A 12,639-nucleotide genomic window follows, 5' to 3' on the forward strand; every position below is an offset into this window, starting at 1 on the left:
CGGACCAAGGGCCATGGTTAGAACAAACCGCTAACCTCCCCGTCAAGGACGCCGCAAAATCTCCCACAAAATTAACCCGGTTGAAGCCGGCCGTAGGTCATTGATACGGAAAAGGTTCCTTCGGATGGGATGGCGGGACAAATCCACGGCATTGACTGAGCAGCGCGACGGATTCGTCGGCGCGTTCCTGTACTGGCTCGGCGGCTTCGAGATCGAGGATGGTCTGACCGCCGATCTCAGCGAGCGCGAGCTGCGCCGCATTCGCGCCAAGCAGATCGACGCGGTGACGCGGCTGATCCCGGTGACCATGGCCGTCACCATGCTCAACGTCGCCATCGTGCTGATCCTGTTCTGGGGCAGGGGCTGGAACGACTTCCTCGCGATCTGGGGCGCAACGCTGACGGCCGTCGCCTCGCTTGCAGTGCGTTCATGGCAGCGCTCGCACCGGACTCCACCGCAGGAAGCTTCACCGCGCGCCGCGCGGCAGATGATGCGGCAGGCGTTTTTCCTCGCCGCGATCTGGGGCACGCTCCCCCTGGCGCTGTTCAGCCTGGTCGGGCCGACCAGCCAGCTCATCCTCGCCTGCCTGATGGTCGGCATGATGTCAGGTGGCGCCTTCACGCTGTCGACCTTCCCGCGCGCCGGCCTCGTCTATCTCGCCACCATGGCGATCGCCTGCGCCGGTGCGCTGCTGCTGTGCGGCACCGGGCCGTATCTGGTGACGGCGGTGTTCCTGATGCTGTTCGCGTTCTTCATGGCGCGCAACATCGTCTCTCAGGGCAATCTGTTTCTCGGCAATCTCAAGGCCCAGCTCGAGCTCGAGCGGCAGACCGAAATCATCTCGCTGCTGCTGAAGGACTTTCAGGAGAACGCCAGCGACTGGCTGTGGCAGACCGACGCTGAAGGCCATCTCGTCGACGTGCCGCAACGCTTCGCCGACGTTGCGCAATTGCCGCTACCGCTTCTGAAGGGAGCGCATTTCGCCGACGTGCTCGACATGCTCAGCCCGGAGGACAAGGCGGCCGCCTACAACATCGTCGGCCTGATGGAGCATGCCGAGCCACTGCACGAGATGAATCTGAAGGTCGTCGCCGGCGGCGAAGCACGGCTGTGGTCGCTGACCGCAAAGCCCGCTTACGACCGCGACGGCCAGTTCCTGGGCTATCGCGGCTTCGGGCGCGACGTCACCGAGCGCTGGCGCGCGGAGAAGGCAGAAGCCGAGAGCCGCGCCAAGTCGGATTTCCTCGCCGTCATGAGCCACGAGATCCGCACGCCCATGAACGGCGTGCTCGGGCTTGCCAGCATGCTGCTCGAAACCAATCTGGATGCGGAGCAGCGCGAGGCCGTCACCACGATCCGCGAGTCCGGTGACAACCTCCAGCGCATCCTCAACGACATCCTCGATCTGTCCAAGCTCGAGGCCGGCCGCTTCCAGTTCGAGGCGATCGACTTCGCGCCGCAGGTGCTGGTCGAGACGGTCGCGACAGTGGTGCGCGCGAGCGCCAAGAGCAAAGGTCTCGGCGTCAAGGTGGAGCTCGATCCGAACCTGCCGCCGACGCTGCGCGGCGACGTTGCGCGCATCCGCCAGGTGCTGCTCAATCTCGCGTCCAATGCGGTGAAATTCACCGACGCGGGCGAGGTGACGATCAAGGCCGTGTGCCAGGCGCGCCGCGACCTGCTCGCGACCGTCGAATGGACCGTGACCGACAGCGGCATCGGCATTGCGCCCGACAAACTCGGGCGGCTGTTCAGCGACTTTGCGCAGGCCGATGCCTCGATCAGCCGCCGCTTCGGCGGCACCGGCCTCGGCCTTGCGATCTCCAGGCGCATCATCGAGCAGATGGGCGGCACCATCGGCGTCACCTCGACGCCGGGCGAGGGCTCGACCTTCCGCTTCACGCTGGTGCTGCCGTGGAGCCAGGCGCAGATATCCGATCAGGACGCAGGCCGCGAGGATGCCGACGATCTCAAGGCCCGCATTGCCGGCCTCGACCGGCCGCTGAAGGTGCTGGTCGCCGAGGACGACGCCGTCAACCGCATGGTCGTGAGCAAGATGCTCGGCGCCTTCGACGTCGAGCTGCGCGTCGTCACCGACGGTGTCGAGGCCGTCGCGGCGGTGTCCGAAGGCGATTACGACATCGTGCTGATGGACGTGCGCATGCCCGACATGGACGGCCTTGCTGCGACGCGGGCGATCCGCGCCGAAGGCGGGCGGCTCGCGGCCCTTCCTATCATCGCGCTGACCGCCAATGCCTTCCCCGACGATATCAAGGTCTGCCGCGAGGCCGGCATGTCGGACTTTCTCGCGAAGCCACTCCGCAAGCCGTCGCTGGTCGCGGCCCTGCTGCGCGCGCTGGACGGTCACGTGATGATGGAGGAGGCGCCGCTGCAGCCGGAACTGATGCCTGATGACGTGGAGTGGACGGAGGAGGAAAGGCAGATCACGGGCGCTTGAGGCGTTAACCCCGTGCACGAATATGCGTTTCCGCACACGTTGGCCGGACGCTGGCAATTCGGATCGCCGTGTTACCTTGCGCCGCCATGCGTCTCCTTGTCCTGCTTTTCATCTTGTTCACGGCCTCCGCTCGCGCCGGCGACGGTCCGCTGATGAGCGCGCACATGATGTTGCCTGTCGAGATCTCCGGCAGCAAGGTGTCGCTCGAAAGCTTCGTCATTCGTCCTGATCGTCCCGGCAAATTTCCTCTCGTCGTGATCGCTCACGGAATGCCTCACGGCTCCGGCGAAGAATTCTTCACCGCAATCCTCAACCGCTCTCCGCTCGACTACAGCAAGGCGGCCGTCGCCTTCGCGCAGCGGGGATATGCCGTGGTCTCGATCATGCGTCGTGGCTATGGCCGATCCGGAGGAGGGTTCTCCGAGTCCCTGCGGCAGGCCTGCGACTACCTTCCGGCCGTGCGCGCTGCCGGCGACGATATCATTGCGGCGGTCGCCTCACTGCGCGATGAGCCCTGGGTCGACGCCGAGCATGTCGTCTTGCTCGGTCATTCCGTTGGGGGGCTCACGGTGATGGCCGTCGCCGGACAGAATGTACCGGGGGTCGTCGGCGCCGTGAATTTTGATGGCGGTCGGAATAGCTCCTCCGCACCCAATCAACCCTGCTCGCCTGACCATCTGGTCGATACATCAGCCGCATTGGGGCGCACGGCCCATATCCCCATGCTTTGGCTCTATGCCGAGAACGATCAATTCTACGGTCCAGATTTGGCACGGCGCATGTTCGCGGCCTACAGCGCCGGCGGTGCGCCTGCGCAGTTGCATATGCTGCCTCCGTTCGAGCCGAACGGCCACAATACCGTGATGCTCGCGCCGGCAGATCATTGGTTTCCGTCCGTCGAGCCCTTTCTTGAAAAATTGGGTCTACCAACCAGGACTGTCATCGAGGCGCCGTTGTTCGCTGAGCTGCCAATCCCGCCGGGGGCGGTCGCCGCTTGTCAGGCGGCGTTCACGGACTACCTCGCCAATCCCGATGATGCCAAGGCCTTCGCGATGAGCACGGGCGGCCACTGCGGCATTGGATTTGGCCGCACGCCTCTCGAGGCGCGCGAGCCTGCTGTGATGAAATGCAAGATCAATTCGCGCGGCGAAGATTGCAGGCTCTACGCGGTCGGACAGAAGCTTGCGGGAGATTGAGTCACGGTCCAAGCGATTCTTGGCAAGATGGTATGACGCTGCTTCAACTCATCATCGCAATGCAATGAGGTTGCGAGACACGCGACCAGCGGACGGAACTGGGCTTGCGCTCCACCGGACGTGAGGCCAATCATGCTGCCATGACAAAGCGTCTGCCGAAAGGCGGCCAGGCATTCCTCGATATGCGCAAGATCGAGGACTATTGTTTGGACCCCTCGCATCCGCGGGGCCGGCACAAAGCCCGGGTATTCCGTGAGGCCCTAGGCCTTGAGCGGAGCGATGCGGCGTGGCTGCGCGATGCTCTGCTCGAAGCTGCACAATCCGGTGAAGCCTTACTGGATGGAGAGGGGGCTTGGGGGACGCATTGGCGCCTCGATACGACAGTGAGGCGACAGGGGAAAAGTGTTGTGGTAAGAACAATCTGGATCATACGGACCGGTGAGACGGTACCGAGGTTCGTCACCTGCTGGGTGTTGTGATGAGAACGAAAAAGGTCAAGAACGAAGGACCGTCCATTTTGGACGTGGTGGCATTGCTGACGGACCTTCCCGGGCAGCAGCTTGCTCGTGGACAGGTCGGCACCGTCATCGAACGGCTCGATGACAACACGCTGCTCGTGGAGTTTAGCGACGATCAGGGGCGGGCCTACGCGATTACACCCTGCCCGGGGACCGAATTGCTCATCCTTCACTATGTCCCGGAAGCCGCCTGAACGTCGTACGGCGCGGCAGAAATGCTACCGACGGTGGACCACAAGTGCTCTGGCGGAGATGAGCAGATAACGGGCCACGGCTGATATGATGGTGACAGTGCTGGATTGCGCCCCGCCGTAACGCGCCGCCGTCACAGTTTGCCATAGACACGCGCCGCGACCGCCTTCAGGTGCTCGACCGAGCCCGACTCCGGATGCGGCTTGACCGGCGCGAACAGGATCGACGCCTGCCGACCGTTCTTCCAGATAAAGATGTTGACGGCATTACCGTTGCCCTTGGTGCAGGAATGCTCGCCGAACGCTTCACTGCCGAGTTCGGGAATCGCCACGTGCTGGCAGGGACCTGCGCGCCTCATCATGCTGATGACCGTGTCGCGCGACATCGTGATCACGGCGACCGCCATGGTGTTGGCCTCGCGATCGAACATCATGCAACTGCCGGCACCGGTGCGCTGGACCTGCAGCGTGCTCTTGTCGAGAAAGCCGTCGGCATCCGCGGGGGTGAGCCATTCGCAGTCACCGAACCGCTCGCTGGTCTTGGTCACATTGCCGATGGCAACGCGCGCGGCTTGGGTGATCGGTCCGAGCAGTGCGTCGTCGGCGCGCCGGCCGATCGGATAGACGCTCAGCTGCAGAATGTAGTCGCCCGACAAGGCGAGGACCGAAGCCTCCTGGCGCTCCGCACCAGTGGCGGTCACACCAAACTGGCCTTCCTCGCCGATGTCAGCGACTGCGTTCAGCGGCATGCGCTCACCGAGCGTCTTGACGAAGGTCGCGTACAACTCTTTGGCGCGGTCCTTGTCGGGATTGCGGAACACGGACAGCATCATCGTGTCGCCGCGCCCGCCCTGATAGATGCAGCCGCGGCCGTCCTGATTTGAAATCAGCGACCATTTCAGCGCCGGCATCGCACCGGCAAGGTCCTTGGCGCTGATGAAAGGGCAGGTTATGGCCGCGTGCGCGGGAGGCACGGGGAGGGCTGCGATGGCGAGGAAGAGGGCGAGGCAACAGAGCAGACGACTGATCATGCGCATTGGATGAATTGATACCTGTTAGCTCGCTGAAGGAGGCTTTCGAGCTTGAATGATGTGGACTGTCCCTTGCATTTGGGTCGAGTTGGGCACGCAACCGGTTCATGGTTGATCCCGGGCAGCGCGCCGGCGGTAGGGCCACCAGATTTTCCGAGGCCGTTTTCCCTCGAGGCCGCTAAAGACCCGTTGCAGGGAAGCGGTTTCTGCAGGCCCGGCTTGGTAGCGTCGTACTGTCGAAATCACTGGAGCCGAGCTTGCTTTCGCATATCGCTTTCCTGACAGCGGTCGTTGCGCTCATTGCGTGGAGCTTTTTGCCGTTGCTCCGGAGACCGCGGAGCGGCGCGGTTTGGTTCGATCCCGATCGTCCCTATCAGGCCTATAGCCGAGACTTCGACGTGGAGATCAAGGCCGATGATCTGGACGCGTTCCTGGCCGAGCTCCCCGACCGGCGCTGGGCCGAGCGATTTCCCGAGATCGATCCCGCAGAGCTGTACGACCTCGAAAAGAGCTTGGCTGCAGGGCGTGCGCGCATGGAGAATGCCCCGTCTCAAGTCGTCGATACGATCGTGTCATTGCTCATCGATCATTCCGGCTCGATGCGTGGACAACCGATGCTGTGCGCGGCCCGCGCGGCGTTGGTAGCCTCCGACCTGCTCGACAGCGCCGGCGTGAAACACGAAGTGCTTGGTTTCACGACCACGCGCTGGAAAGGCGGTCGAAGCCGGGAAAAATGGCTGAGCGACCACCGGCCGTCCTATCCCGGGCGACTGAACGATTTGCTGCACATCGTCTATTGCAGCGCCGGCGAGCTACGACACTGGCCGATGCTACGGCGAGACCTCGTCAAGGAGAATGTCGATGGCGAAGCCGTCGAATGGGTTGCGTCGCGTTTGCGCCGACGCGAAGAAAGGCAGAAATATCTGATCGTCCTGTCCGACGGTGCACCGGTCGACGATTCCACGTTGCTCGCGAATGGCGATGGGTACCTAAGCCATCATTTGAGCCGTGTCACCAGCGAGATCGAGCAGGCTGGCGACATCAGGCTAGCGGCGATCGGCATCGGCCACCCGGTCGAGCAGTACTACAAGCAAGGCATCACCATCAGCTCTCCGGAAGGCTTGGAGGGCACCCTGGTTCAGCTCATCAACCGACTATTGCGGCCGCCGCCTTGATGCGTTCGTTAGTGCGGGAACGAAAGCGGCAACAAGGCTTGGGAATTGGATTAGGGCAGGGCCGCTTCGGCGTTGGGCTGTATCGAACCCGCCGCGCGCTCGTCCGGTCGAACTCCCGGCCCTAGCGGACCTCGCGATGATCACACCTTGCCCCTGTTTTGCCCGACGGGAAGCTGGTGCCGTGCACTTACTCTGTTTCAACGTCCTCCAGTCGCACACCGCGCCCGGCGCGCAGACTGTTCCGCGCCTGTTCAACGCGCTGCAGGAAGCGGGGGTCATGTTCCATACGGTAATCGAACCAATCGTCCTCCGACTCGAACCCGATCAACACACCGGCCGGTTTGCCATGCCGCGTAATTACGATTTCCTGTGTCTCTGCCTCGCGAAGATAGCGCGACAGGTCGTCCTTGATTTCGGAGAGGGGGACTTCCTTCACTCTGGACTTCCGAATTGTGCGAGCCATGATTCGGCCTCCGATTTGGACACAATCACCAAGACTTCGACGGTCGTACCGGAAACATCGTAGAACACCCTGAGATCGTCGATCCTCAGCCTGTATTGCGGTCGGCTCAGTCCTCGCAACCGCTTGATCCGGCTACGACTCGTTTTCTCGGGCGCGTGCCTGAGATGGGTTTCGAGCGCAGATCGCACGGCGGCCCGAACGTGCGCCTTCAAGCGCTTAAGGTCGTCGACAGCTTCAGGGGCGAGGATGATGTCGAACGGCATTCTGGCCAGATTATAGCCAGATCTTTGGGCTCGTCAAAGATGGAAGACCGTGCCGGGAGTGTCGCGCCGAGGCTCCCGTTTGAGGGACCTCGCGATGATGCTACCTTACCCCTGTTTTGCCCGACGCTGCAAGCGATTTTCGTAAAAAACGAAATGCGCCGCGCCGGCCTCCCGGCTACTGTGCATGGGATTGTTTTGAGGATTTTGAGTTTGACTAGATCGAGAAGCTGGTGCCGCATCCACAAGATGCCGTCGCGTTGGGATTGTTGACGCGGAACGAGGCGCCGATCAGGTCGTCGACGAAATCGACCTGCGAGCCCGCCAGGAAGGGCTGCGAGGCGGAATCGACCAGCACCACCGCGTTCTCCTGCTCGATGACGAGATCGTCGTCGCCGCGCGCGCGGTCGATGTCGAACTTGTACTGGAAGCCGGAGCAGCCGCCGCCTTCGACCGAGATGCGCAGCATCGCGCCAGTGCCTTCGCCCTTGAGGATCTCCCCGATCCGGCGGGCGGCGCGGTCACTGATGGTCACAGGGGTGGTCATGTCTCGTCTCCGGTTGTCGTCCACGTCATACCCAATTCATTTGGTATCCCGCGTCCGGCATAGTTAAGTGCCACCATACGCAGAATCAAATGGATAGGGACTAAATTCGCCGTGTCCGTCGGAATGGCAGCCCCCCGCGCGCCCTATGCCTGCGACCCCGATCGCAGCCGCGGCCGGCTGGTCGCCGAGCCGCCGAGCCAGACCCGGAGCCCGTTCCGCCGGGATTGCGACCGGGTGATCCATTCGACCGCGTTCCGCCGCCTGAAGTACAAGACCCAGGTCTTCGTGTTCCATGAGGGCGACCATTACCGCACCCGGCTGACCCATTCGCTGGAGGTCGCCCAGATCGCCCGTGCGCTGGCCCGGCAGCTCGGGCTGGACGAGGACCTCACCGAAACCCTGGCGCTCGCCCATGATCTCGGCCATCCGCCATTCGGCCATGCCGGCGAGCGGGCGCTGGATGCCTGCCTGAAGGATTTTGGCGGCTTCGACCACAACGCTCAGGCGCTCCGCGTCGTCGGCTCGCTGGAGCATCGCTACCCTGAATTCGACGGGCTGAACCTCACCTGGGAATCGCTCGAGGGCATCGTCAAGCACAACGGCCCGCTGACCGACCGCAGCGGCACGCCTGTCGGCCGCTACCGCGAGCACGGCATTCCCGTCGGCATCGCCGATTACGTCAAGACCTACGACCTCGAGCTCTGGAGTTTTGCCTCGCTCGAAGCCCAGGTCGCGGCCATCGCCGACGACATCGCCTATGACGCCCACGACATCGACGACGGCCTGCGGGCCGGCCTGTTCCACCTCGACGACCTCAAGGTGATGCCGCTGACGGCCGAGATCATTGCGGAGACCTCGGCGCATTACCCTGATCTCGAAGACGTCAGGCGCGGGGCCGAATTGGTGCGCGAACTGATCTCGCATTTGATCGGCGCGGTGTTCGCGGAGGCGCAGAGGAACATCGCCGAGGTCAGGCCGCAATCGGCCCAGGACGTCCGCCAGCAGAGCCGGGCGCTGATCACGTTTCCGCCTGAAGTCGCCGAGGAGGAGGCTGCCATCAAGCGCTTCCTCTATGGGCACATGTACCGCCACACCAGGGTGATGCGGGTGATGGGGGAGGCGGAGCAAATCCTGTTCGACCTGTTCGCGAAGTACCTGAGATCGCCGGCCGACCTGCCGCCGGAATGGCTGGTAGGGGCGCAAGGCGACGACGAGGGCGACCGGGCCCGCCGGATCGGCAATTTCATTGCCGGAATGACCGACCGTTTCGCCCTGACCGAGCATCAGCGGCTCTTTGACTCGACCCCGGATTTGCGTTAGGCGGCGGCCATGCCCGACACATCCTCAAGCCCGCATCTGTTCGCCGACGTGCTCGCACGCGTGCACGCCGCCTGCCGCGCGCTCGCGGCGGAAGCCAACTGGCCCGAGGGCATCGATTTCTCCCGCGTGGTGGTCGAGCCGCCGCGCGATGCCTCCCATGGCGACATGGCGACCAACGCCGCGATGGTGCTTGCGAAAGAGGCAAAGGCAAAGCCGCGCGACCTCGCCGAGCAGATCGCCGAAAAGCTCCGCGCCGATGCGCTGATTGCCAAGGTCGATGTCGCCGGTCCCGGCTTCATCAATCTCACGCTGCAGCCCGCGGCCTGGGCCGAGGCGCTGCGCACGGTGCTGCGCGAGGGGGCCGATTACGGCCGCGTCCGCGGCGGCTCCAAGGTCAATGTCGAATATGTCTCGGCCAACCCGACCGGACCGATGCATGTCGGCCATTGCCGCGGCGCCGTGTTCGGCGACGCGCTGGCAAGCCTGCTCCAGTTCGGCGGCCACGACGTCACCCGCGAATATTACATCAACGACGCCGGCGCCCAGGTCGACGTGCTCGCGCGCTCCGCATTTCTCAGGTACCGCGAGGCGCTCGGCGAGGACATCGGCGCGATTCCTGAAGGCCTGTACCCCGGCGACTATCTGAAGCCGGTCGGCGCGGCGCTCGCGAAGGAGCATGGCGACAAGCTCCTCGCCATGAGCGAGGCCGAATGGCTGCCAACGGTCCGCGCCAAGGCGATCACGATGATGATGGACGAGATCAAGGACGATCTCGCCGCCCTCAACATCCGTCACGATGTCTTCTTCTCGGAGCGCTCGCTGATCGAGACCGGCAACAACAAGGTTGCCGAGACCATCGATTTCCTGAAGGCCAAAGGCGATATCTACGAGGGCCGCCTGCCGCCGCCGAAGGGCGCGCCGGTCGAGGATTGGGAAGACCGCGAGCAACTGCTGTTCAAGGCGACCGCTTACGGCGACGACGTCGATCGCCCACTGATCAAGTCGGACAATTCCTACACCTACTTCGCCTCCGACATCGCCTACCACAAGAACAAGTTCGACCGTGGTTTTGCGGAGATGATCGACGTCTGGGGCGCCGATCACGGCGGCTACATCAAGCGCATGCAGGCGGCGGTGAAGGCGACGACCTCGGGCAAAGGGTCACTCGACGTCAAGATCGTCCAACTCGTGAAGTTGCTGCGCAACGGCGAGCCCGTGAAAATGTCCAAGCGGAGCGGGGACTTCGTCACCTTGCGTGAGGTGGTGGATGAAGTCGGCCAGGACGCCGTCCGCTTCATGATGCTCTATCGCAAGAACGATGCGGTGCTCGACTTCGACCTCGCCAAGGTCATGGAACAATCGCGCGACAACCCGGTGTTCTACGTGCAGTACGGCCACGCCCGCGGCCACTCGATCTTCCGCAACGCCCGGGCGGAAGTGTTCCCGGACCTGCCTGAGGATACCGACAAGCGCATCGCCTGGCTCAGTGAGTCGGCGGTGGAACGGCTCTCGGACCCGGTCGAGCTCGATCTTCTTAAGCGCCTTGCAATTTATCCGCGGATGCTGGAAGCCGCCGCAGCGGCCCATGAGCCGCACCGGATTGCCTTTTATCTCTATGACTTAGCGAGCGAATTTCACGCACTTTGGACGAAAGGGCGGGATTTGCCCTATTTACGCTTCATTATCAATAATGATGCAGATCTTACAAAGGCGCGGCTGGCCATGGTCCAGGGCGTCGTCTCTGTCCTGGCATCGGGCCTCGCCATCCTCGGCGTCCATGCTCCGGACGAGATGCGGTAGTTTGGGGCGAACTACTTAAGGGGAATATTTGGGGGTACCGGCAGAAGCCGGATCGCTTAGACTTGGTTGAAAGCCTTGTGGGTCGAAAGCTGCGCCTTGGTCGAGGGGCGCGCAGTTTTCCCGAAGGGACGCATCATCACGATGGCCGATCGATATCACGACAGACCGTTTCCTTCCGATGACTATGGTCGCGGCGCCGACCAGCATGGGAGGGCGGACAGCGATCCCTTGGCTGAACTCGCGCGCCTGATCGGGCAGACCGATCCGTTCGCAGCGCAGGGCCGCCCGAGCACGCGGCCGGCAGCACCGCCTGCGCCCGCGCAGAATTATCAGGACGACGATTATCCGCAGGACGACTATCAGCAGGACTATGCCGAGCCCGCAGCGCCGGCTCAGCCAGGACCCCCGTCATGGATGCGCCGCGCCAATGTACAGCCGCAGCCGGCGCCCGAGCCTGACTATCCGGTTGCCGTGAATCCGGTTCACCCGTTGCATCGTTATTCGGCCCAGCAGGCCGCGCCCGAGCCGCAGTATCACCAGCCGCAGCAGTCCTATCAGGATCAGGCTTATCAGGATCAGGCCTACCGTCAGGAGTCGGCCCAGCATCAAGGCTATGAAGCGCCCTACGAGCAGCCGGATCCGGCGCGCTACGATGATGCGCTCTACGGGCGACTTGAGTCGGGCGAGCAGGATTTTCAGCGCGAGCCGGCCTATCCGGACGATCCTTACGCATTCCAGAGCGAATATCCCGAGGCCGACCTCGACGAGCCCAGGAAGTCGCGCGGCGGTATGATGACTGTCGCGGCGATCCTCGCGCTCGCCGTGGTCGGAACCGGTGCGGCGTTCGCCTACAAGACCTATATCGGCTCGCCCCGCAGCGGCGAGCCGCCGATCATCAAGGCCGACAACACGCCGACCAAGATCGTGCCGGCGCCATCCGACGCGGCCAAGGTGCCGGACCGTATGGTGAGCGGCGATGGCAGCGAGAAGATCGTGCCGCGCGAGGAAGCGCCCGTCGACGTCAATGCCAAGGCAGCCGGTCCCCGCGTGGTGTTTCCGGCACTGAACCAGAATGCCAACCCGCCGTCGGTCGCGAGCGTGTCGCCATCGACCGTCCCGTCGCCGAATGCCGGCCCGATCCCGAGCAACGGGACGATGCCGAACACCGCGCCGCGCTCGATCAAAACCGTAGCCGTGAAGGGCGACCAGACCGACAGTGCGGTTCCGCAAGGCGCCGCGCCGGCGGCCAAGCCGGTCGCGCCGAAGCCGGTCGCTGCGCCTCGCACGCCTCCGACGTCAGCCAATGCGAGCGTCAATCAGCCGCTCTCGCTGGCCCCGCAGGCCGAGCCGCCGCAGCGCATGGCCGCGACCAGCCCGACACAGATCGCGCCTGCGTCCAGCGGCGGCGGCTATGTCGTGCAGGTGTCTTCGCAACAGAGCGAGGATAGTGCTGCTGCGTCTTACCGGGTGCTCCAGAGCAAATATGGCAGCGTGCTAGGCTCCCGCTCTCCGGTGATCAAACGGGTCGACCTGACGGAGAAGGGCAAGGGCATCGTCTATCGTGCCTTTGCCGGACCATATGGCTCGGCTGATGAAGCGGTGCAGGCCTGCAACAATCTGAAGTCGGCTGGCCTGCCGTCCTGCTTCGTCCAGAGGAATTAGCAGCCGTTTCCTTGACCCCTT

General features: G+C 63.6%; 12 protein-coding genes. 8 read left to right on the forward strand and 4 right to left on the reverse strand.

All coding sequences use genetic code 11. The annotated features are described in order from the left end of the window. Positions 1-124: 124 nt before the first annotated feature. From XH91_RS17020 to XH91_RS17030, 4 genes are all read left to right on the forward strand, one after another. A complete protein-coding gene (locus tag XH91_RS17020; RefSeq protein WP_128951640.1) occupies positions 125-2,455 on the forward strand; it encodes an ATP-binding protein in 2,331 nt (776 codons plus the stop codon). An 86-nt stretch (positions 2,456-2,541) separates the two neighbouring features. Next, entirely contained in the window at positions 2,542-3,651 is a 1,110-nt protein-coding gene (locus tag XH91_RS17025; RefSeq protein WP_128951641.1) for a dienelactone hydrolase family protein, read from the forward strand. 182 nt (positions 3,652-3,833) lie between these two features. Beyond that, positions 3,834-4,130 (forward strand): DUF6883 domain-containing protein, encoded by a 297-nt coding sequence (locus XH91_RS40105; RefSeq protein WP_430648557.1) that lies wholly within the window; start codon positions 3,834-3,836, stop codon positions 4,128-4,130. Further along, entirely contained in the window at positions 4,130-4,363 is a 234-nt protein-coding gene (locus XH91_RS17030) for a DUF4926 domain-containing protein (RefSeq protein ID WP_128951642.1), read from the forward strand. The genes XH91_RS40105 and XH91_RS17030 overlap by 1 nt, the downstream gene beginning before the upstream one ends. A gap of 131 nt (positions 4,364-4,494) precedes the next feature. On the opposite strand, the gene XH91_RS17035 is transcribed toward XH91_RS17030, so the two are convergent. Beyond that, on the reverse strand, positions 4,495-5,397 hold the full coding sequence (locus XH91_RS17035) for a hypothetical protein (protein WP_128951643.1): 903 nt from the start codon (positions 5,395-5,397) through the stop codon (positions 4,495-4,497). A gap of 392 nt (positions 5,398-5,789) precedes the next feature. On the opposite strand from XH91_RS17035, the gene XH91_RS17040 reads away from it, so the two are divergent. Further along, complete coding sequence (locus XH91_RS17040) at positions 5,790-6,566, forward strand: cobaltochelatase CobT-related protein (RefSeq protein ID WP_245477341.1); 777 nt, start codon at positions 5,790-5,792, stop codon at positions 6,564-6,566. Positions 6,567-6,753: 187 nt separating this feature from the next. Here XH91_RS17040 and XH91_RS17045 read toward each other — a convergent pair whose 3' ends face one another. The 3 genes from XH91_RS17045 to erpA form a co-directional block, all read right to left on the reverse strand. Then, on the reverse strand, positions 6,754-7,002 hold the full coding sequence (locus tag XH91_RS17045) for a type II toxin-antitoxin system Phd/YefM family antitoxin (protein WP_245470822.1): 249 nt from the start codon (positions 7,000-7,002) through the stop codon (positions 6,754-6,756). Further along, positions 6,999-7,292 (reverse strand): type II toxin-antitoxin system RelE family toxin, encoded by a 294-nt coding sequence (locus XH91_RS17050; RefSeq protein ID WP_128951646.1) that lies wholly within the window; start codon positions 7,290-7,292, stop codon positions 6,999-7,001. Before XH91_RS17050 ends, XH91_RS17045 begins: the two co-directional genes overlap by 4 nt. Positions 7,293-7,506: 214 nt before the next feature. Then, entirely contained in the window at positions 7,507-7,836 is a 330-nt protein-coding gene (erpA, locus tag XH91_RS17055) for an iron-sulfur cluster insertion protein ErpA (protein ID WP_128951647.1), read from the reverse strand. A 123-nt stretch (positions 7,837-7,959) separates the two neighbouring features. Between erpA and XH91_RS17060 the strand changes: the two genes are divergently transcribed. The 3 genes from XH91_RS17060 to XH91_RS17075 all read left to right on the forward strand — a co-directional run bounded on the left by XH91_RS17060 (position 7,960) and on the right by XH91_RS17075 (position 12,618). Further along, positions 7,960-9,156, forward strand: a complete 1,197-nt coding sequence (locus XH91_RS17060; protein WP_164933861.1) for a deoxyguanosinetriphosphate triphosphohydrolase — start codon at positions 7,960-7,962, stop codon at positions 9,154-9,156. A 9-nt stretch (positions 9,157-9,165) separates the two neighbouring features. After that, entirely contained in the window at positions 9,166-10,956 is a 1,791-nt protein-coding gene (gene argS, locus XH91_RS17065; protein ID WP_164933860.1) for an arginine--tRNA ligase, read from the forward strand. A 141-nt stretch (positions 10,957-11,097) separates the two neighbouring features. Then, positions 11,098-12,618 (forward strand): SPOR domain-containing protein, encoded by a 1,521-nt coding sequence (locus tag XH91_RS17075; protein ID WP_128951650.1) that lies wholly within the window; start codon positions 11,098-11,100, stop codon positions 12,616-12,618. The last annotated feature ends 21 nt before the right edge of the window (positions 12,619-12,639 follow it).

The sequence above is a fragment of the Bradyrhizobium guangzhouense genome, assembly GCF_004114955.1.
Classification (GTDB): Bacteria; Pseudomonadota; Alphaproteobacteria; order Rhizobiales; family Xanthobacteraceae; genus Bradyrhizobium; species Bradyrhizobium guangzhouense.